The organism is Bradyrhizobium sp. SYSU BS000235, from assembly GCF_049747295.1.
In the GTDB taxonomy this organism is placed as follows: domain Bacteria; phylum Pseudomonadota; class Alphaproteobacteria; order Rhizobiales; family Xanthobacteraceae; genus Afipia.
In genome coordinates this window covers 1557278-1576828 of record NZ_JBMHJM010000001.1, presented here as the reverse complement: position 1 = coordinate 1576828, position 19551 = coordinate 1557278, and the positions used below count along the sequence as shown (strand labels likewise).

Genomic DNA, 19551 nt, shown 5'->3' with positions numbered 1-19551 from the left:
CTAGGTTCACGGCCGGCTCACTGCAGGCGTGTGGTCTTACTTCGCCTTGGTGGTGTCGGTGGTCGTTGAACCGGCTTTGGCGGCGTCGCGCTTGCATTGTGAGCGGAATTTCTTGCGCTCTTTGCCCTTGAGACCTTTTTCGTCGGCCTGTTTCGAACATGCGAGCGAAGCCGCGCTGCGCTCCGGCTTCGCTTTGGCCGGCGCGGCACTGGTCGCTGGCGCAGCAGGAGCGGGTGTGGCCGCTGTCTGCGCAAAGGCCGAGGTGGCAAGCATGAAAGAGACAAGAGTGGTGGCGATCACGCGTGAGGAGATTGTCATCATGAGAAGACCTCGTGTTGGAGAGGTGCGAAGCGTTGGCTTGTCAGGATGAACCGTCGCTGAACAACGCAGTGCGTCATGAATTTCCGCGCTCATTATTTTTTGATCGTATCGCACGCTGTCGCGTTGAACCGGGCAACGCGTGAGCTAGGATGTGATGCTTTCGATTGCCCTTTTTTCAGGAGAGTTCGATGACCATACGAATCCATCTGTTGGGCGCCGTATTGCTGACAGGCGCAGCAACTTTTGCCGCGATGCCGGCGCAGGCGTTGACGGCCCAGGAATGCAGCGCGAAGTATCAGGCCGCGAAGAGCGCCGGCACGCTCGGCGGCCAGAAGTGGAATGATTTCCGGAAGTCACAGTGCGGCGCGGATGCAGCGCCTGCGGCTGCTGCAACGGAAGCTCCGAAGGCTGCGGCGCCAAAGGAGCAGGCTACAAAATCCGCAACGGCGCCTGCTGCCGCTGCTCCTGCCGCTGCAGGAGCAGCCGTTTTTCCGACGGCCATTGCACCGAAGTATTCATCCGAGACCCCGGGTAAGGGCCGCATGCACACCTGCGTCGATCAGTACAACGCCAATAAGGCGGCGAACGCCAATGGCGGACTGAAGTGGATTCAGAAGGGCGGCGGCTATTACAGCGAATGCACCAAAAGGCTGAAGGGCTAATCCAGTATTCAGTCTCCTGCGTGCTTTTTCTGGTTAGCGTTCGTCGGCGAGAGTGCCGCAAAGTCATGCGAACGTTAGAACCGGGACACGAGGACCACTGTCAGGTGGCTGATTGCGCCTGACAGTGGCTTTGCCCTATTTTGGAAAAATGGGACAAACAACAGACTGGCAACATTGATGCCGTTGCATGCGCGCCTTTCCGTGTCGAAGACGAGACGGTTGCTCCGCGTATTGTTGATCGTTCTCGTCGTCTATTTGCTGCTTGCTTACGTGATCCTTCCATCGCTGTGGCGCCACTACGAGCACCAGAAGAAGCTCGATGGCCTACCCATGGTGACGACCACGGCGCAGGGGATTCCCGGCGACGCGATCAATGTCGGGTTGGTCGGCTCATCCAAGGACGTTCTTTGCGCGATGCGCGAGGCCGGCTGGTATGCGGCCGATCCGATCACATGGAAATCGAGTCTCGAGATTTCAGGCAGTGTTCTGCTTGATCAACCTTATCCGCACGCGCCGGTCAGCCCGCTTTTCTACGCCGGCCGCCGGGAAGACCTTGCGTTTGAGAAGCCCGTCGGAAAAAGCGCCGACCAGCGGCATCACGTTCGGTTCTGGATGGTGTTGAAGGATGGCGAGGAAGGCCGGCCGGTCTGGCTCGGTGCGGCGACCTTCGACCGGAGCGTGGGGCTGAGCCGCTACACAGGCGCCATTACCCACCATATTGGACCTGACATCGATCTTGATCGCGACCTGGTCGAAAGCAGTTTGCAGGCGGCGGGCATGATCAGCGCCCGTTACCAGGTGATGGGACTTGGTCCGACACTGCTTGGGCGAAACGGCGGTGGCGACAGCTATTTCACCGACGGCGAAGTCTGGATGATGCGACTCGTCGAGGATTGCAAGAAGACGACGGTGCCGCCGAGGATTTTGCCGAGCCCCGCAGTGGTGCAGTTCAAGGACGAGATCTGGAAGAACGTCGCCGACCTCTACCGGAACGCGTCGAAGTAAAGCGCAACTGTCTCCCGCTCGCGATCTCCGATCTCTGGTGCTTGCGCGCATGCCGCGCACCCAGCAGAGTGGCGGATGAGCCGCTGGAGCGCCGTATGATCGCCAATCTCAGCCTGATTTTGATTTGCCAGTTGATCGGTGAAGTGATCGTCCGCGGTCTGCACCTGCCGTTGCCGGGGCCGGTGATCGGACTGATCTTTCTTTTTGTCGCGCTTGTGCTGCGCGATCGTTTTACAGTGCTGGCACGCGGACCGTTGCGGCGGGGCGCGGTCGAAGGCACTGCGAAAGGCATGCTGGCGCATCTGTCACTGTTGTTCGTGCCGGCGGGTGTTGGCATCGTGCAGCAACTCGACCTGCTGGCGCAGCACGGCATCGCGATCTTCATCATCCTTGTCGGATCTGTGCTCGTCACCTTGTTGGTCACGGCCGGGACCTTTCTGCTCACGAGCCGGATCATCGCACGGCGCCGGAGCGCGCCATGAACAACAATCCGTTCTCGCTGTGGGTGTACCTGTCCCAGACGCCGCTGCTCTGGCTGACTGTGACGCTGGTCGTTTACGCGGTCGCCGACGCTATTTCCCAGGCGACCCATCGGCATCCCCTCGCCAACCCGGTGCTGCATTCGATCTGGATCGTCGGCGTTTTCCTGCATCTCACCGGGACCAGCTACACTGTCTATTTCGGTGGTGCCCAGTTCGTGCATTTCCTGCTTGGCCCCGCGACCGTCGCACTCGCCATACCACTTTATGAGAACCGCAAGACCGTGATGTCGGCCATCGTGCCGATGCTGATGGCGCTGGTGGTGGGGTGTCTCACAGCCATTGTCTCGGTGGTGCTGTTCGCTGAACTGGCCGGGCTGCCGAGGGATGTGGTGCTGTCGCTGGCACCGAAATCGGTGACCGCAGGCGTGGCCATGGGCATTAGCGAAACGCTCGGGGCAAATCCGGCGATCACCGCGGTTGCGACTGTCCTTACTGGTATCATGGGAGCCATTGTCGTGACCCCGACCATGAACAGGCTGGGCATTACCGACTTCCGCGCCCGCGGTTTTGCGGCAGGCCTTGCATCGCACGGCATTGGTACGGCCAGGGCGTTTCAGGTCGACGAGGTTGCGGGCGTGTTCGCCGGCATCGCCATGGGTCTCAATGCACTGGTGACGTCGCTTCTGGTGCCGCTCGCGGCCACCCTCCTGCTGCGCTGAGGGATTTTGGCAAGAGCGATTTGCCCTCCCGCGGTCAGCCCCGATTCCCCTTTTTTTAAGGTATCTGCGGTTGTCGAGGTCCGATTTCCCCCGGATTCTGCGGGAAAATGCGATTTTTTTGCAAAAAACCCCATTTTTTCCTGTGTAGATCGCATTCTGTACGAGGCGAAACGCCGATTTCGCAATACTGTTCGATGATTCGAATCAACGCAATTGGAGACACAATGGCAACCCAAATGACGAAGTCGCAGCTCATTGAGAAGATCAACGAGCAGCACTCGGAGCTTTCGAAGAAGGACATCAAGGGTGTTATCGAGACGATGGCGACCATCGGCTACAAGGAACTGAAGAAGAACGGCCTCTTCCTCGTTCCCGGCTTTGCCAAGTTCGTCGTGATCAAGAAGCCCGCCACCAAGGCACGCAAGGGCACCAACCCCTTCACCGGTGAGCCGATGGTGTTCAAGGCCAAGCCGGCCCGCAAGATTGTCCGGGCCCGCCCGGTCAAGGCTGCGAAGGACGCGGTCTAAAAATAAGGCCCCTCACGGGGCCTTATTCATTTTTGGGGTAAGTGCTTTACGGCTTCGCCTATGCGACTTGCCTCAGTCGTGCAGCACGCTTGATCGCCTGTGGGGGCTGGCCGAACGCGCGCAGGAAAGCACGTCTCATCCGTTCAGGATCTGAGAAGCCGGTCTCGCGCGCAACGATATCGATGGGATGCTCGCCCTCGTCGATCATGATCCGTGCCGCTTCGACACGAAGATTCTCAATGGCCTTCGCAGGGGATTGTCCGGTTTCGGACCGGAACGCCCGGCTGAATTGACGTGGGCTGAGCCTCGCCACTTCGGCAAGCGACTCGACGGACAAGTCTTTCTGCAGGTTCTCCCGGGCATACGCCAGCGCGGTCTGGATGCGGTCCGATTTCGGCTCAAGCTCCAGGAGAGCCGAGAACTGCGACTGCCCGCCTGTGCGCCGATGATAGACCACAAGCTTCTTGGCGATGGTGCGGGATATCTCGACGCCGAGGTCGGCCTCGATCAAAGCGAGGCAAAGATCGATGCCGGCCGTCATGCCTGCGGACGTCCAGACGTCATCGTCGACAATGTAGATTTTGTCTTCCTGAACTTTGATCTTCGGAAACTGCTGCTGCATGTTTCTCGCGAAAGCCCAGTGGGTGGTTGCGCGGCGGCCATCGAGAAGGCCGGCTTCGGCGAGGACGAACGCGCCGGTGCAGATGCTTGCCGTGCGTCGCGATGCGGCGCGCGCCTTATTGAGAAAGGCAAGCAGTCCGGGCGTCGATGGCGCCACGTCCATCGCGCCCATGGTCATGACGGTATCGAACGCAGGATCGGCGAAGCGCTCGGTCTCGACGCGCACGCCTGATGAACTGGTGACCAATCCGCCCCCCTCGGACAACAGATGGACGTCGTAGACAGGACGTTGAGCGGCGGCGTTCGCGAGCTCAAAGGCCGTTGCCGCGACAAGGTCCAGGACTTGGAAACCCGGAAAAACCACGAGGCCGATCTTTTTCATGATGTCCCGAAATGAGGTAAGAATGACATTTGAGACATTTACATAGTCTCCTAGGTTGGCTCCGTCAACGCCGGCGGCTCGCCGGGTCAGGAAACAGGAGCCTTCGATATGTCCAATCCATCCAGCAAGGGCACAGCCCTAATCACCGGATCGTCTTCGGGAATTGGAGCCATCTACGCAGATCGCTTCGCACGGCGCGGCTACGACCTGATCCTGGTCGCACGTGACACGTCGCGGCTTGAATCGCTGGCGGCGCGGCTCGCAAAGGAGACCGGCCGCAAGGTCGATATTCTTGCCGCCGACCTGAACGCCAAAGCCGACCTGCTCAAGGTCGAGGAGCGATTGAAGACGGACGCGACGATTACGGCGCTCATCAACAACGCTGGCGTCGGTGCCACCAAACCATTGATCGATTCGGATGTTGATCAGCTCGACGCGATGATCCAGCTCAACGTGACCGCCTTGACGCGGCTGACGCGGGCCGCCGCGCCCGGGTTCGTTGCACGGGGCAACGGCGTCATCATCAACATCTCGTCGATCGTTGCGGTTGCGCCTGAGCTTCTGAACGGCACCTACGGCGGCACGAAAGCTTACGTCGTCAGCTTTACGCAATCGCTGAACCATGAGATCGGCGGCAAGGGTGTTCAGGTCCAAGCCGTGCTTCCGGGTGCGACGCGGACGGAATTCTGGAGCCGGGCCGGGGTGCCCGTCGAGCATCTGCCGCAAGAGATTGTGATGTCGGCTGAAGAGATGGTCGACGCCGCGCTCGCAGGCTTCGATCAACGTGAACTGATCACAATTCCCTCGCTGCCCGATGCGGGTGTCTGGGAGACGTACGACACGGCCAGAAAGAATCTTGGGCCGTATCTGTCCCGCACGGAAGCGGCATCACGCTACAAGCTGGCAACCGTCTAAAACCAATGCGCCGGCCTCGATAAGGAGGCCGGCGCATTTCGTGAGATGCCAGGAGCACGATCGATTTACGGATCCAGTTCGGTGTCCCAATAGAGATAGTCGAGCCAGCTTTCGTGCAGATAGTTCGGCGGAAACAGCCGGCCGTTTCTGTGAAGCTGATGAACCGTCGGTGCGTAGGGCGTTTGGCGCGGGAACATCCTCGCCTGTTCCATGGTCATGTTGCCCTTGCGGAGATTGCAAGGCGAACACGCCGCGACCACGTTTTCCCAGGTTGTCTGTCCCCCGCGCGAGCGCGGGATGATGTGGTCGAAGGTCAGATCGTCCTGCGACGTGCAGTATTGGCAGGTGAAGCGATCACGCAGGAAAACGTTGAACCGGGTGAAGGCCGGATGCGTCGTCGGCTGAACGAACGACTTGAGCGAGACCACGCTCGGCAGCTGCATCTCGAACGATGGGCTGTGAACCGCGTGATCGTAATTGGCAACGATATTCACGCGGTCGAGAAAAACCGCCTTGATCGTGTCCTGCCACGACCAAAGCGAGAGCGGATAGTAACTGAGCGGCCGGAAGTCCGCATTTAGCACCAGTGCCGGCCAACCACCTTGCGAGACATGTGCGTTCAAGTAACGCTCCTGGCCCCCTAATTTGGCTGCGAAGCAGCTTGCAAACGACATACTACAGGGAGCGTGACGGGATTGTGAAGAGCGTTTCCGTGCGTCTCCAGAGGCATGATTTTGTCCTGGACCATGTTCCCGCCTTATTCGGCAAGCGACAACATATGGGCCTGTGAGGGCCGTACGTCGCCTTTCAGCGTGTCCAGATAGACTTTCTGGACGGCGTTGGCGCCGCGGCTTTCCACGATCTCGAGCTTGGGTCCCAGTGCCCTTGTAAAGCCCGACCAGACGGCCGCGAATCGCTGGTCAATGCCGCCGGGTCCCCATTCCTTGGCGCGCTTGCGGAGTTGATCAGGCGCAAAGAACCAAGTCGGCTTCGCGCCGGGCAGCGCGTCGTCGTCGGAGCCGGCATCCTGATGGGTCAGGCCCACGCGGCTGCTATATTTCATCTGCGCGCCGAAGTGCCGGTGCAGCTTGCCGCGCAGGTCGGCGTTCCCCGCCATATCGACGAATGCGACCGGCGCGGTCGCCGGCATGTCGTTGATCTTGTCGTAGTTCACGATCTTGTCATAGCAGCCGAGTGACTGAACGAACGCGGCGTTTGCCGCGGATGTGAGGCCGATGACACGCACCGGCTTGCGATGGGAGTGCAGCAGCCACGCCAGGCCGAACGCCGTCTTGCTTGAGGCGCTCGAGAGGATGACGTTTTGCGCGCCGAAGAAATCGCTGTCGGCAAGAAAATCATCCACCAGGAAGGACAGCATGAACAGCGGCCGCAGCAGCGCCTGGTAGTCGCCCTCACGACCGGCGAAGGCTGGATCGCCGGTCACCCGTGCATAGGAATTGTAGACCGGGGATACGCTTTGGCGATGGGCGGCGCCGTCACGCAGAGCCGCTTTCTTCACGTCAGAGGCTTCGATCACGAGGTACGTGGCCATCGGGAAATAACCGAACAGAATCTCGCCAGCGGCGACATCCGGGTGTCGTGATTGGACGACCTTGCCAAAACCCCAGACCGGGATGTTGCCGAAGCCCTCCGGCGCCGGGAACAGATCCCAGTACTTCAATTGGTCCCCGAGCAGCGCGTAGGTGATGTTGTTCGCCGTGAAGGCGCAGCGCTCGACCTTCACCAGCAAACCGGTCTCGGGCAGCTGCGTCACTTCGGGCAGCGGTGTCTCGATGAGCCTGCAGGTCTTCAGATCATCACGTGCGACGACAAACTGCGTGGACGCTGTCATGCCCGTGCTCCCGCTTTAGAGTTTCACTTCCGTGGCGTGATCTTTCCCTTTGCCGATGACTTCTTTGCGACAAGTGCCTTGTTTAAAACGGGTTTCTTTCCTGAAGCAGGTTTCGTCGCGGCTTTTGTGGTGGCCTTGTCGTCCGACGACAACACACCTTCGCGTTTCTTCACCGCGCGATAATACAACCACCACAGATGCGCCGCTGCGCCACGTAGCGGACGCCACGGCTCTGCCAAGGGCTGCATCTCTTTCACGGTCGGTCGTGACTTCAATCCGAGACCGATCCGCATCGCTTCCTGCACAGCAAGATCACCGGCCGGCCAAGCGTCACCGTGTCCAAGACAGAACAGCAGATAGATGTCCGCGGTCCAAGGGCCGATGCCATGCAGTTTCGTCAGCGTTGCATGGGCGGCATCGGCGTCCTCTTCGGCCAGCACGTCGAGGTTGAGGCGTTCCTCGCTGAGCTCTCGTGCAATGAACTTCAGTGTTTTGATCTTTGCAGCGGACAGGCCAAGGCGGCCGAGGCGGTCGGCGCGCGCACTTTTCAGCTTCTCGTGATCGAACGGATTGAAAGCCGTGCTGACGCGGCCCCAGATCGCGGCTGCGGCAGATGTGGAAAGCTGCTGGCCGCAGATGATGGCGGCGAGACCGGCAAAGCCCGGTTCGCGCCGGCGTAGCGACGGCATGCCCGCGATATCCAGCACCGGCCCGAGCCGTGGGTCGAGCTTGACCAGCGCTTGAATGGCTTCTTCGAGGTCGGCTTGCGTGTTGAGGTGGACTGTCATTGAATTCATCAGCATGAAGGGAATCGGACGCTAGTCTCCCGTCTCCGAATAACCGACCAATTTGCCGCCCGCTCGCACGGTTATTCGGAGACGATAGGACACTAGCAAACCTATAATTCTAGTGTGGCTTTTGTCTCGCAATTGCCGATAAGACGCTAGCTGCAAGAGAGGTCGGCAATTGCGAGACGCCACACCAGCGCAAATGCCCGCCGCGCGTCGTCGACCAGAGTTTGAGATGACAACGCCACCCGTTTTCAGATTTGCGCCAAGCCCGAACGGATTTCTGCACCTGGGGCACGCCCGGTCGGCGCTGCTGAACTTCGATCTGGCGCGGAAAACCGGCGGCCGGTTTTTGTTGCGTATTGAGGACATCGATACGACGCGCTGCCGCCCGGACTATGAAGCCGCGATTTATGAAGATCTGGCTTGGCTCGGGATCACGTGGGAGCAACCGGTGCGGCGGCAATCCGAACACCTCGCACTGTACGGCGAGGCGCTTTCGCGTCTCGCGGGAGAGGGCTTGCTCTACCCCGCCTATGAGAGCCGGGCGGACATCGCGCAGCTTGTCCGCGAAAAAGAGGAAGCAGGCGTTTGGCCGCGTGATCCGGATGGCGCGCCGATCTATCCAGGGACTGCGCGGCACTGGTCGCGCGTGGAGCGTGAAGCGAGAATGCAGTCCGGTGCACCCTACGCCCTGCGGCTCGACATGACATCGGCCCTGGCACGGACCGGCGCGCTGACGTGGACTGAGCAGGGCGAAGGGCCCAACGGCGAGGCCGGGAAAGTCGTGGCCAGGCCCGAGCAGTGGGGTGACGTCATCCTGGCCCGCAAGGAGACGCCAACCAGCTACCATCTGTCGGTGGTCGTTGACGACGCCCTCCAGGGCGTCACCCATGTCGTCCGTGGACAGGACCTGTTCTGGGCGACCGCCGTTCATCGCCTCCTCCAGGGGCTGCTGGGCCTGCCGGAGCCCGCTTATCGGCACCATTCCCTCCTGATGGACGAGAGCGGGCACAAGTTGTCCAAATCGACACATTCAACCGCGCTTCGGGCGCTACGGGCCGGCGGGGTGACGCCGGACGAGGTCCGGCGATTAACCTCGCTCGACATTTTCTGAGCGTTGACCGGTTCCATCCGGCGTGACTCTGGAGCCCCCGGCGTGGCATGTTGCCGGTAGATAAAAGAGGGATCATGGCGGCGAGATCGCGCGTGAAGCGGAGCCAAAAGACGTCTGCCAAGCGAACAGGTGTGAAGCGGGCAGGTGCAAAGCGAGCGCCGAAAAAGCGAGTCGCCAAAAAGCGGGCTTTGAAGAAGAGCGCTCCGAAAGCAGCCGTGAAAAAGTCTCGAGCCAAGCGACCGTCCGTATCCACCGAGGCCGGACTGGTTGAGGCGGCCCTCGCGACTTTCGCGCATGAGGTCCGTACACCGCTCACCGGAATTCTCGCCATCAGTTCGCTGCTCGCTACATCCGAACTCGGGGAGCGCGAACGGCGCTGGGTCGAGACCATCAAGGTCGGCGCAGAGCACTTGGCCGCTCTGGCGTCGCTGTTTGTCGATGCCGCGCGGCGGGGTAATTCCATTCTGACGATTCGGGATGATTTTTTCGATCTCCGCGCGCTGGTGCGGGCGGTGGGAGATTCGTTGACAGGGCGGGCCGCAGCAAAGGGTCTGCGGTCAGAGGTGGACATTCCCGAAGACCTGCCGGCCTTTGTGATTGGTGACTCCGTCAGGCTGCGGGCCGCGCTTGAAAACCTGATCGACAACGCGGTGAAGTTTACCGCGCAGGGCGAGGTTGCCTTGAATGTGGCTGTCACATCGGTCGCTCAAGACAAGCTCCGCGTTGCGTTCGTCGTGTCCGACAGCGGCATCGGGTTGTCGCTGACCGAGATCAAACGGCTGTTCAAGCCATTCTCGCAGGCGAATGCCACGATCGCGTCGCGCTTCGGCGGTGCCGGACTTGGGTTGTCGTCCGTCAAACAACTCGCCCGCGCGATGGGCGGCGACGTCACAGCAGCCCAGCGGCCGGGTGGCGGTGCCACGTTCACCTTAACCGCGACACTGACGCGCGCGGAGAAGTCAAAAGCGACGCCGGCGGGGATGGGGGAGCCATCGCAACCTCCCGTCCAGGGACTTCGCATTCTGAGCATCGAGGACAATCCGTTTGGCCGCGTCGTGCTCAACGCCATTTTGATTGAGCTGGGCCATCGCGCGGAATTTATCGGGCGCGGTGAAGACGCGCTTGATCGCCTGACGCAGGGCGCATTCGACGCGGTGCTGATGGATATGGTGTTGCCGGGCATTGATGGCGTTGAGACGATCAGGCGTCTTCGCGCGCTGGACGTTCCGCAGGGACGTGTTGCCATCATCGGCGTATCGGGGCGTGCCGAGGACGAGCAGGCTGCGCGCGCAGCTGGCGCGGACGCATTCCTGATCAAGCCGGTCAACCCGCGGGCGCTGGCGATGGCCCTTCTGCAGGCAATGGGCCGGGATGCTGCGATTTGAGAATGGCTGCGTTCAGTTCGCCGCCGTAGACGAAAATCGCCGCGGTGAAATAGAGGAACACCAGCGCGATCATCACCGAGGCGAGGCCCGCGTAGGTCGTGACATAGTTGCTGGCGAAGCGTTCCAGATATTTTCCGAACACAACACCCGACACCAGCGATGCGATCATCGTGACCACGATGCCGGGCATGATTTCGCGCATTTTTCGCGTCCCGGCCGGCAGCCATTTGTGCAGGATGATCAGTGCGACGATCAGCGATCCGATGGCAAGGCCATAACGCAGCACCGTAAAGAGGCTTTCATTCGGTTCGATCCGCAGAGGGATGTAGCGGCGCGCGAAAGCTAATATGAGCGGGCCGAGGACGATCAGGAACGCCATGGCCAGCGCCGACACCGCAGCGACGATGGTGTAGCCGATCGATTCAAGGCGCAACCAGTACCAGCTACGGGGCTCGGTCACCGCATAGGCACGGTTCAGCGCAACGCGGAGGCTCTCCACGCCGTTTGAGGCAAAATACAGCGCGAGCACCACGCCGATGGTGAGCACCCCTCCGTGTGATGTCGTCAGGACGTTGTGGATTTCTCCGGAGAGCGCATCGGCGACCTGTGGGGGCCAGGTCTCCAGCATCAATTCAACGGCATCATCAGCAAGGCCTTTCGAGCCGAAGAAACCGGCCAGTGACGTGATCACGATGAGAAATGGAAACAGTGCCATCAGCGCCGACAGGGCGATATGGCTCGCAATGGCCCAGCCATCATCGGCCAGAAATTTATAAAACGCATCGAGCGCGACATTGAATGCGTAGCGAAGCCGCTTCACGTTTCACCCTGACCCATCAGCCCATATGCTTTAGCGCGCCGGAACACTCTAGTCAGTACGATTGACGGGCAAAAAGGTTCTCTGTCGGCATTTTTTGTGCGGCGATGGCACAAACCGGTCTGCGGTGTTATGTAGCAATCATGACATCATTTCTCAGCAGCATTGCTCTTCCTATCGCCCTTGCAGCAGTTACCGTCGTTCTGCTGCTCGGCCTCGTCAATATGATGCGTGGCGGCTCGCCGAACACCTCGCAGCGGCTGATGCGGCTACGCGTGTTGTTTCAGTTCATCGCCATCGTTATCGCCATGGCGGCGATCTGGGCTCTAGGGCGATAACGGGTTCACCAAAGCGGATCGAAGCCAAAACGGATCGAAGCGATGGTCATTCTCAATCGGATTTACACCCGCACCGGAGACGACGGCACGACGGCGCTGGGCAGCGGAGAGCGCCGGCCCAAATACGATCTCCGCGTCAGCGCCTATGGCACGGTCGATGAGACCAACGCGACCATCGGTGTTGCTCGCCTCCATCTTGCCGGCGCGCAGACGGTCGACGCCATGCTTGGGCGCATCCAGAATGACCTGTTTGATCTCGGTGCGGACCTCGCAGTGCCCCAGCGCGATGGCAAGGCGGAACGGCTGCGCGTCCTGGCTTCGCAGGTTGCGCGTCTGGAGCAGGACATCGATGCGCTCAATGCCGATCTGGCTCCGCTCAACTCGTTTGTTTTGCCTGGCGGAACACCGGCTGCGGCTTACCTGCATTTGGCGCGCACCGTGTGTCGCAGAGCGGAACGCATGGTGGTGGAACTGGCATCCCAGCCGGATGAGCCCGTGAGTGACGCTGCGGTCCAGTATCTCAACAGGTTATCTGACTTTTTATTCGTGGCCAGCCGCGCTGTGAACGATAACGGCGCGCGTGACGTTCTCTGGGTGCCCGGCCAGAACCGGTAACACGCAGAAGAGGCATACCTTTCTGGTTTTTCGATTTTCGCGCGTTGACCCGGGTTGGCGGGACCTTTAGGTTCCGCCGCCACGAGATCAACCAAAGTCAAGACGAAAGGGAACCGATGAAGGTTCTGGTGCCGGTTAAGCGGGTCGTTGATTACAACGTCAAAATCCGTGTGAAGAGCGATGGCTCGGGTGTCGAACTCGCCAACGTCAAAATGTCGATGAACCCATTCGACGAGATCGCGGTCGAGGAAGCTCTGCGCCTGAAAGAGGCTGGAAAGGCGACCGAGATCGTCGTGGTGTCGATCGGCCCGGCGCAAGCATCGGAAACCATCCGCACGGGCCTCGCAATGGGCGCGGACCGCGGCATCCTCGTGAAGACCGATGCCGGTGTCGAGCCGCTGGCGGTGGCGAAGATTTTGAAGGCGATCGTCGAGGAAGAGAAGCCGGGTCTTGTTATCCTCGGCAAGCAGGCCATCGATGATGACTCCAATCAGACCGGACAGATGCTCGCAGCCTTGCTCGGCTGGTCCCAGGCAACGTTCGCGTCCAAGCTCGAAGTCGATGGATCGGACTTCAAGGTGACGCGCGAAGTCGACGGCGGACTTCAGACCGTCAAGGTCAAGGGGCCGGCGATCGTCACGACCGACCTGCGTCTCAACGAGCCGCGCTATGCAAGTCTTCCGAACATCATGAAGGCGAAGAAGAAGCCGATCGACGAGAAGGCCGCGGACTCGTTCGGCGTTGACCTCTCGCCGCGTCTCGAAGTTCTCAAGACCTCGGAACCGGCGGGCCGCAAGGCAGGCGTCAAAGTCAAGGACGTCGCCGAACTGGTTTCCAAGCTCAAGACCGAAGCGGGAGTGCTCTGATGGCCACGCTGTTGATTGCCGAACACGACCACGCCAACCTCAAGGATTCCACCAACAAGGCGCTGACGGCCGCTGCTGCGCTTGGCGCGGAGGTCCACGTTCTCGTGGCCGGTGGTGGCGGTGGCACCAAGGGAGCCGCAGAAGCGGCTGCCAAGCTCAAGGGCGTGACGAAGGTTTTGCTCGCTGAAAGCCCGGCTTACGAGCACGATCTGGCCGAGCCGCTGGCGGCGCTCGTCGTGGCATTGGGCGGATCGTACGATGCCATCGTTGCGCCGGCGACCTCGCGGTTCAAGAACGTGATGCCTCGCGTGGCAGCGCTGCTGGATGTGATGCAGATCTCCGAGATCATCAAGGTTGTGTCGCCCGATACGTTCGAGCGTCCGATTTATGCTGGTAACGCGATCCAGACCGTGAAGTCGAAAGACGCCAAGAAGGTCATCACGGTTCGTACCTCGACGTTTGCGGCGGCGGGCGACGGTGGCAGTGCCGCAGTCGAAAGTGCAGCGTCTGTGAACGATCCTGGTCTGTCGAGCTTCGTTGGTGAGGAAGTTGCCAAGAGCGATCGTCCGGAACTGACGTCGGCAAAGATTATTGTCTCCGGCGGGCGGGCCATGCAGAGCCGCGAAAACTTCGCCAAGTATATCGAGCCGCTGGCCGACAAGCTCGGCGCAGGGGTCGGTGCATCGCGTGCGGCTGTGGACGCTGGTTATGCTCCGAACGACTGGCAGGTAGGCCAGACCGGAAAGGTGGTGGCGCCCGAGCTTTACATCGCCATCGGTATTTCCGGCGCGATCCAGCATCTGGCCGGCATGAAGGATTCCAAGGTGATCGTCGCGATCAACAAGGACGAAGACGCGCCGATCTTCCAAGTTGCGGATTACGGTCTTGTTGCCGATCTCTATCAAGCCGTCCCTGAACTGACGGCGGAGCTTGGGAAATAACTCATGCGGCGCGGCCTCTGGTCGCGCCGATTGAACTGTCCGGCCCCGGCAGGACGAATACACATCCGTCGGGGTTTGACGTTATATTAAAGGTGGTGCGGCAGTGTGACGCCGCTCACTTGGACGGCGGGAAGAGACCGGCAAATGACGGCGATAAAGACGGTTGGTGTGATTGGCTCAGGCCAAATGGGCAACGGCATCGCGCATGTCGCAGCTCTGGCCGGGTTCGATGTCGTGTTGAACGACGTCTCGGCGGATCGTCTCAAGTCCGCAATGGCCACCATCAACGGTAACCTGTCGCGGCAAGTCGCCAAGCAAACCATCACCGAAGATGCCCATAAGAAGGCTTTGGCGCGCATCACGTCGGCGGAGAGCCTCGACGGTCTCGCCAACTGCGACCTCGTGATCGAGACAGCGGTTGAGAAGGAAGACGTCAAGCGCAAGATTTTTCATGAGCTGTGCGGAATCCTGAAGCCGGAAGCGATCATCGCGTCCAACACGTCATCGATTTCGATCACGCGGCTTGCGGCCTCGACCGATCGTCCTGAACGCTTCATCGGCATTCACTTCATGAACCCGGTTCCGGTGATGGAACTGGCGGAGTTGATCCGCGGTATTGCGACCGACGACGCGACCTTCGAAGCGGCACGCGAATTCGTCACCCGGATGGGCAAGCAGATTGCCGTTTCCGAGGATTTCCCGGCCTTCATCGTCAACCGCATCCTGCTGCCGATGATCAATGAAGCGATCTACACGCTCTACGAAGGCGTCGGGAATGTCGAAGCCATCGATGCCGCCATGAAGCTCGGGGCGCATCACCCGATGGGGCCGCTTGAGCTGGCGGATTTCATTGGTCTCGATACCTGCCTGTCGATCATGCAGGTCCTGCACGAGGGACTCGCGGATTCGAAATATCGTCCGTGCCCGCTGCTGGTGAAATATGTCGAAGCCGGATGGCTCGGTCGCAAATCGCAGCGCGGATTTTACGATTATCGCGGCGAAAAGCCCGTTCCCACGCGCTAATCTGTGACATTCGCATAAACTTGTCGCTGAAAATTTATTAACCAGTGCCGGGTATGGTTCCGGACAGTTGAAGTGCGAGTGAGTGTGTTGCGATGGATATGATGGCTATGGTCTCCGCCATGATGGCGATGCAGGCGGGAAATTTCCAACAGCAAGTCGCAACCAGTGTTTTGAAGTCGAACCTCGACTCCCAGGCATCCGTTCTGCAACTGCTTTCGCCGGCGGCCCCCGCCGCGAACAACGCGCCAGGCATCGGCGCCAACCTCGACATCTCGGCCTAAGCTAGACTCAGTCTTAGAGCCGGACGCTCTCTGTCTGGCTGCTCAGCAGGTCGGCGTCATCCAGCCAATCCCGGCTCCGCTCGGCTCACGCAGCATTGCAATGCGGCCGACGTTCGGTACGTCGAAGATCGGGATCATCAGCTCGGCCCCCGCGGCGACGGCGTTCTTGACGCGCGTATCGACGTCGTCGACCGCCAGAAATGGAATCCAGCTCTCGGGCACGCCTTCAAAGCGCGGCTGATCGATCGAGAACAAACCTGCGACAGGCTGCTCGTCCATATAGGCGATCCAGTAGGTCGATCCGTCGCCCGCAGTGGTGGACTGAAACGTCCAACCAATGGTGTCGGTGTAAAACCGCTTGGCGCGTTCGGCGTCACGGGTCCGCAGTTCATTCCAATGAAAATGACCATGGGCTGTCATTGGAGGTTCCTTCAACTCGGTAATGCCCTCGGCATGGCGCCATGCTGCGTTCAATACGCCGCGATACACGCCATTCCCGGGGCGCGGTGAAGGAATGGCGGCATCACCATTCCCTTCCGCATCATAAGCGCGTCGCGCTGCGTTACTGTGCATAGGCCTGCTGCAGCGTTTTGATATCGAGCTTCTTCATTTGCATGATGGCGTCCAGAATTTTCTGCGACTTGGCCGGCGTCGCCTGTCTCATCAGTTCGGTGAGCACGGTGGGTACGACCTGCCATGACACACCGAACTTGTCTTTCAGCCATCCGCATTGCTGCTTTTCACCGCCTTCGGAAAGTTTCTCCCAGAAATGATCGACTTCTTCCTGGGAGTCGCAATTGACGATCAGCGAGAGTGCAGGCGTGAACGTGAAGACCGGAGGACCATTCAACGCCAGAAATTTCTGCCCGTTGATTTCGAGCTCAATGGTCAGCACTGAGCCTTTCGGCATCGGTGCGCCGTCACCGTAGTGAGCGACGTGACCGATTTTCGTATTCGTGAAGTTCGATGCATAGAAATTCACGGCCTCTTCAGCTCTGCCGTCAAACCACAGACACGGCACGATATCCTTCATCGTTTCACTCCTTACTTCACTTCAAAGTCCAGATGGTTACGGCAGTTACATCGTGACGATCGTATCGAAGCCGCCGTAAATCATGCGCTTGGCGTCGAACGGCATCGTCTTGGGATCCATTCCTCCGAGACGAGGATCTTTCATCACGTTCGCGTTGACCTTGTCGCGATGCTTGCGCGACTTGTAGGTGATCCAGGAAAAGATCACGGTCTCACCAGGCTTGAGTTTCACGCTGCGTGGAAATGAGGTGAGCTTGCCGACCTTGACGTCTTCCGCGACACACTCGCGGTATTCGAGCGCGCCATACTCTTTCCAGATCTTGCCGGCCTTGCGGGCCAGCGCCTGATAGGCTTTGAGATTCTTCTTTGGAACAGCAATAATGAAGCCATCGACATACTGCATCTCATACTCCCTCAGCTGATTGTCTTTGATCGCGATTATGTTGACGGGACTTCTTTGCCCGTCGCGCAGCACGCGTGCGGTTCTTCCGGCGCGTGGTAACGTCCGGTCATATCCACATGACCGCCGGCGTCATAGCGATCATGAAGTCGCAGCCACGTGAATTCTTGTTCCTTGTGTGATGGCATGGCCAACTCCTGTTGCCCGGGACGTCAGGCAGCTTCGGCGTAAATGGGGAACGGATCGCGCCAAGCGGGAAGCTCGTTCAACTTCGTGTGCCAGCGCTGGATCTCGGTGAAATCGTCGATCGGAATTCGCGCGCTCTTGGCATAGGGAAGCGTCACAGCCACGGCGAAATCGGCAATGGAGAGAGCATCGCCCAAGAGATAGGTGCGGCCACGCAGATGTTCGTTGAGGACGGAGGCGTGCTGGCGAACCCATTTTTCGGCTTCGCGGACGACGTCCGTGTCCGGCGCTCCGAAGCCGAGCTGCGGCTTGATGAGATTTTGGAAATACAGCGTGCCGGCGAAGCGCGTGAAATGATTTGCGTCCCAGCTAAGCCAGCGCATCACTTCGACCTGACGCTCGCCGGTGGGCCAAAGATCGGAGTCAGTCACACGGGCGAGGTGGCACATGATGGCGTTGGCTTCCCAAAGCGTCGTTGCGCCGTCCTGGAGAACCGGCACTTTGCCATTGGGATTCATCGCCAGAAATGCAGGCGTTCTGTTTTCGCCTTTCGCCAGGTCAACGCGGATGTAGTCGACCGGCGCGCCGAGATACTTCGCGACAGCGCAGGCTTTGCGCGGATTCAGTGTCTCGCAATAGAAGAGTTTCATATCGACTTCCTCCGCTAGATTCAGGCGAACAGCTTCTCGAGCTTGTCGAGTGTTCCGGTCCAGCCGCGCTTGTGACCGTCGCGCGCGGCCTCGTTGAAGAACTTGTCGTGGGTGAGCGTCAGCAGCGTCACGTCGCCTTCTTCTCGCAGCACGACGGTGACCTGCGAGACGCGTTCCGGCGTCGAGTGCCACGCCCAGCTGAACACCAGCCGCTGGTTGGGCGTTACTTCGAGATACTTGCCGCCGACCTCATGATAGTCGCCGTCATCCGTCTTGAAGCTGATGCGGAAATGGCCGCCGACCCTGACATCCATGTCGGCCTTGACCGTCTCGACTAAGGTTGGTGCGGGTCCGAACCACTGGACGATTTTTTGCGGGTCGGTCCACGCTTCGAAGACTTTGGCGGCTGGGGCGTTGAGTCGTCGGGCGAGGGTGAGGCTTGGCTGGATGAGCATAGGTCCTTCTCCACAAAAGCGGCGAGGCGATCGAGTTGGGCAGACCAGAATCGCTGGTAGCGGCTGAGCCATTCCATCGCCTGCTCCATCGGGGCCGCCGTGAGGCGGCAGGTCACCGTGCGGCCTGTTTTGGTGCGGGTGATCAGGCCGGCATCGGACAGCACGTCGAGATGTTTCATCACCGCGGGCAGCGACATCGCGAACGGCTTTGCCAGTTCGCTGATGGTGACGCTCTCGCGGCCTTCCAGGTGCGCCAGCATTGCGCGGCGGGTCGGGTCAGCGACGGCTGAAAACGTGCGGTTCAACTGATCTGCAGAATAGTAAACCATGTGGTTAAGTATAAGGATGTGCGCCGCGGCGTCAAGGGCAGCCTCAAATGGAACTGCGGCTTATAGGCGCGGGCGCTCCGCTGCAGGCACTGATGTGCCTACGGTTACTTGCTGAATTTGGGGAGGTCAGGAGCCGGTTGCGGCCGTGATCAACTTCACCGCATCGTCGCTGGCCCACTCCGCGGGTCCGGCGATGGTGGCGATTTCACAGCCTGCGCCATCGACGAGGACAGACGTCGGCATTCCCAAGGCGCGGCCGACCGCCTTGAGGTCCTGGAAGACCTTGGCCTTTGCGTCGTGAAAATAGCTGAGCTGCGTCAGATTACCGTCCTTCAGGAAGTTCCTGGGACGGTCGAGGTCGCGCGTATCGATGTTAATTGCGACCACCTCGAATTTGGGCCCGCCGAGCTTGGCCTGAAGCTGGTCGAGGGCCGGCATTTCCTTGCGGCATGGCACGCACCACGTTGCCCACAGATTCACCAGCACCGTCCGGCCGCGCCACTCGGAGAGTTTGCGCGGTTTGCCGTCGGCATCGTTAAAGGTCAGGTCCGGCACCTTCAGCGGCGCGCTGGCCATGGTTAATGCCGCGACCTCGCCATGCGCCAGCGGCGCCAGCTTTTTCGCAAGATCGACCGCGGGACGGCAGGTGGGGTCGCCGGAATGATTGCCTGTCAGCCCCCCGATCCCGTATATCCCCACAAACCCGATGGCCGCCGCTAGAACGACGGCGGCAAGCACCATCGGTGTGCGGAAAGCTTTCCGGGTCGAATCGGGACGTGGCTGGTCGGTGTCAGGCATTTTGCTTGTCATTCTCCGGACAGGTCGGATGCGATGATGAAATA

General features: G+C 60.1%; 27 protein-coding genes. 14 read left to right on the top strand and 13 right to left on the bottom strand.

Going from position 1 to position 19551, the window contains the following annotated elements; translation table 11 throughout:
* Positions 1 to 36: 36 nt before the first annotated feature.
* Positions 37 to 321: a PsiF family protein gene (locus ACP0KA_RS07335; protein ID WP_424628171.1), complete on the bottom strand. Its 285-nt coding sequence runs from the start codon at positions 319 to 321 to the stop codon at positions 37 to 39.
* Positions 322 to 509: 188 nt separating this feature from the next.
* Here ACP0KA_RS07335 and ACP0KA_RS07330 point away from each other — a divergent pair, with 188 nt between their 5' ends.
* From ACP0KA_RS07330 to ACP0KA_RS07310, 5 genes are all read left to right on the top strand, one after another.
* Positions 510 to 983 carry a hypothetical protein gene (locus ACP0KA_RS07330; protein WP_424628170.1) on the top strand — a complete coding sequence of 158 codons (474 nt, stop codon included), beginning with the start codon at positions 510 to 512 and terminating at the stop codon, positions 981 to 983.
* 177 nt (positions 984 to 1160) lie between these two features.
* Positions 1161 to 1988, top strand: a complete 828-nt coding sequence (locus tag ACP0KA_RS07325) for an LssY C-terminal domain-containing protein (RefSeq protein ID WP_424628169.1) — start codon at positions 1161 to 1163, stop codon at positions 1986 to 1988.
* Positions 1989 to 2083: 95 nt separating this feature from the next.
* On the top strand, positions 2084 to 2470 hold the full coding sequence (locus tag ACP0KA_RS07320) for a CidA/LrgA family protein (protein WP_424628168.1): 387 nt from the start codon (positions 2084 to 2086) through the stop codon (positions 2468 to 2470).
* Complete coding sequence (locus tag ACP0KA_RS07315) at positions 2467 to 3189, top strand: LrgB family protein (protein ID WP_424628167.1); 723 nt, start codon at positions 2467 to 2469, stop codon at positions 3187 to 3189. The genes ACP0KA_RS07320 and ACP0KA_RS07315 overlap by 4 nt, the downstream gene beginning before the upstream one ends.
* 224 nt (positions 3190 to 3413) lie before the next feature.
* Complete coding sequence (locus ACP0KA_RS07310) at positions 3414 to 3716, top strand: HU family DNA-binding protein (RefSeq protein ID WP_424628166.1); 303 nt, start codon at positions 3414 to 3416, stop codon at positions 3714 to 3716.
* Positions 3717 to 3774: 58 nt separating this feature from the next.
* On the opposite strand, the gene ACP0KA_RS07305 is transcribed toward ACP0KA_RS07310, so the two are convergent.
* A complete protein-coding gene (locus ACP0KA_RS07305; RefSeq protein ID WP_424628165.1) occupies positions 3775 to 4719 on the bottom strand; it encodes a GlxA family transcriptional regulator in 945 nt (314 codons plus the stop codon).
* 108 nt (positions 4720 to 4827) lie between these two features.
* Between ACP0KA_RS07305 and ACP0KA_RS07300 the strand changes: the two genes are divergently transcribed.
* A complete protein-coding gene (locus tag ACP0KA_RS07300) occupies positions 4828 to 5634 on the top strand; it encodes an SDR family NAD(P)-dependent oxidoreductase (RefSeq protein ID WP_424628164.1) in 807 nt (268 codons plus the stop codon).
* A 65-nt stretch (positions 5635 to 5699) separates the two neighbouring features.
* Here ACP0KA_RS07300 and ACP0KA_RS07295 read toward each other — a convergent pair whose 3' ends face one another.
* The 3 genes from ACP0KA_RS07295 to ACP0KA_RS07285 form a co-directional block, all read right to left on the bottom strand.
* Positions 5700 to 6257 carry an HNH endonuclease gene (locus tag ACP0KA_RS07295; protein WP_424628163.1) on the bottom strand — a complete coding sequence of 186 codons (558 nt, stop codon included), beginning with the start codon at positions 6255 to 6257 and terminating at the stop codon, positions 5700 to 5702.
* A gap of 134 nt (positions 6258 to 6391) precedes the next feature.
* Positions 6392 to 7486 carry a DUF2855 family protein gene (locus ACP0KA_RS07290; protein WP_424628162.1) on the bottom strand — a complete coding sequence of 365 codons (1095 nt, stop codon included), beginning with the start codon at positions 7484 to 7486 and terminating at the stop codon, positions 6392 to 6394.
* 23 nt (positions 7487 to 7509) lie between these two features.
* Positions 7510 to 8274 (bottom strand): DNA-3-methyladenine glycosylase family protein, encoded by a 765-nt coding sequence (locus ACP0KA_RS07285; RefSeq protein ID WP_424631504.1) that lies wholly within the window; start codon positions 8272 to 8274, stop codon positions 7510 to 7512.
* A gap of 235 nt (positions 8275 to 8509) precedes the next feature.
* On the opposite strand from ACP0KA_RS07285, the gene gluQRS reads away from it, so the two are divergent.
* Together gluQRS and ACP0KA_RS07275 are read left to right on the top strand one after the other, a co-directional pair.
* Positions 8510 to 9391: a tRNA glutamyl-Q(34) synthetase GluQRS gene (gene gluQRS, locus ACP0KA_RS07280; RefSeq protein ID WP_424628161.1), complete on the top strand. Its 882-nt coding sequence runs from the start codon at positions 8510 to 8512 to the stop codon at positions 9389 to 9391.
* Between the two features lie 74 nt (positions 9392 to 9465).
* The gene (locus ACP0KA_RS07275) at positions 9466 to 10776 is read left to right on the top strand and encodes an ATP-binding protein (protein WP_424628160.1); all 1311 of its coding nucleotides are present in this window, start codon (positions 9466 to 9468) and stop codon (positions 10774 to 10776) included.
* On the opposite strand, the gene ACP0KA_RS07270 is transcribed toward ACP0KA_RS07275, so the two are convergent.
* Positions 10715 to 11596, bottom strand: coding sequence for a YihY/virulence factor BrkB family protein (locus ACP0KA_RS07270; protein ID WP_424628159.1), 882 nt, complete (start codon positions 11594 to 11596; stop codon positions 10715 to 10717). The genes ACP0KA_RS07275 and ACP0KA_RS07270 overlap by 62 nt on opposite strands.
* Positions 11597 to 11736: 140 nt before the next feature.
* Here ACP0KA_RS07270 and ACP0KA_RS07265 point away from each other — a divergent pair, with 140 nt between their 5' ends.
* The 6 genes from ACP0KA_RS07265 (at position 11737) to ACP0KA_RS07240 (ending at position 15657) form a co-directional block, all read left to right on the top strand.
* Positions 11737 to 11931 (top strand): twin transmembrane helix small protein, encoded by a 195-nt coding sequence (locus ACP0KA_RS07265; protein ID WP_424628158.1) that lies wholly within the window; start codon positions 11737 to 11739, stop codon positions 11929 to 11931.
* 42 nt (positions 11932 to 11973) lie between these two features.
* Entirely contained in the window at positions 11974 to 12546 is a 573-nt protein-coding gene (locus tag ACP0KA_RS07260) for a cob(I)yrinic acid a,c-diamide adenosyltransferase (protein WP_424628157.1), read from the top strand.
* 116 nt (positions 12547 to 12662) lie between these two features.
* Complete coding sequence (locus ACP0KA_RS07255; protein WP_424628156.1) at positions 12663 to 13412, top strand: electron transfer flavoprotein subunit beta/FixA family protein; 750 nt, start codon at positions 12663 to 12665, stop codon at positions 13410 to 13412.
* A complete protein-coding gene (locus tag ACP0KA_RS07250; RefSeq protein WP_424628155.1) occupies positions 13412 to 14353 on the top strand; it encodes an electron transfer flavoprotein subunit alpha/FixB family protein in 942 nt (313 codons plus the stop codon). Before ACP0KA_RS07255 ends, ACP0KA_RS07250 begins: the two co-directional genes overlap by 1 nt.
* Before the next feature lie 144 nt (positions 14354 to 14497).
* Positions 14498 to 15376, top strand: a complete 879-nt coding sequence (locus ACP0KA_RS07245; protein WP_424628154.1) for a 3-hydroxybutyryl-CoA dehydrogenase — start codon at positions 14498 to 14500, stop codon at positions 15374 to 15376.
* A 92-nt stretch (positions 15377 to 15468) separates the two neighbouring features.
* Positions 15469 to 15657 carry a putative motility protein gene (locus ACP0KA_RS07240; protein WP_424628153.1) on the top strand — a complete coding sequence of 63 codons (189 nt, stop codon included), beginning with the start codon at positions 15469 to 15471 and terminating at the stop codon, positions 15655 to 15657.
* A gap of 42 nt (positions 15658 to 15699) precedes the next feature.
* On the opposite strand, the gene ACP0KA_RS07235 is transcribed toward ACP0KA_RS07240, so the two are convergent.
* From ACP0KA_RS07235 to tlpA, 7 genes are all read right to left on the bottom strand, one after another.
* A complete protein-coding gene (locus ACP0KA_RS07235) occupies positions 15700 to 16077 on the bottom strand; it encodes a VOC family protein (RefSeq protein WP_424628152.1) in 378 nt (125 codons plus the stop codon).
* A gap of 142 nt (positions 16078 to 16219) precedes the next feature.
* Positions 16220 to 16690 carry a VOC family protein gene (locus ACP0KA_RS07230; RefSeq protein WP_424628151.1) on the bottom strand — a complete coding sequence of 157 codons (471 nt, stop codon included), beginning with the start codon at positions 16688 to 16690 and terminating at the stop codon, positions 16220 to 16222.
* A gap of 45 nt (positions 16691 to 16735) precedes the next feature.
* Positions 16736 to 17092 carry a DUF1428 domain-containing protein gene (locus tag ACP0KA_RS07225; protein ID WP_424628150.1) on the bottom strand — a complete coding sequence of 119 codons (357 nt, stop codon included), beginning with the start codon at positions 17090 to 17092 and terminating at the stop codon, positions 16736 to 16738.
* Positions 17093 to 17301: 209 nt separating this feature from the next.
* Positions 17302 to 17925: a glutathione S-transferase family protein gene (locus tag ACP0KA_RS07220; RefSeq protein WP_424628149.1), complete on the bottom strand. Its 624-nt coding sequence runs from the start codon at positions 17923 to 17925 to the stop codon at positions 17302 to 17304.
* Positions 17926 to 17945: 20 nt separating this feature from the next.
* Positions 17946 to 18293 (bottom strand): SRPBCC family protein, encoded by a 348-nt coding sequence (locus ACP0KA_RS07215; protein WP_424631503.1) that lies wholly within the window; start codon positions 18291 to 18293, stop codon positions 17946 to 17948.
* A complete protein-coding gene (locus ACP0KA_RS07210; RefSeq protein WP_424628148.1) occupies positions 18260 to 18709 on the bottom strand; it encodes an ArsR/SmtB family transcription factor in 450 nt (149 codons plus the stop codon). The genes ACP0KA_RS07215 and ACP0KA_RS07210 overlap by 34 nt, the downstream gene beginning before the upstream one ends.
* A gap of 126 nt (positions 18710 to 18835) precedes the next feature.
* Positions 18836 to 19507 (bottom strand): thiol:disulfide interchange protein TlpA, encoded by a 672-nt coding sequence (gene tlpA, locus ACP0KA_RS07205; protein WP_424628147.1) that lies wholly within the window; start codon positions 19505 to 19507, stop codon positions 18836 to 18838.
* Positions 19508 to 19551 lie beyond the last annotated feature (44 nt).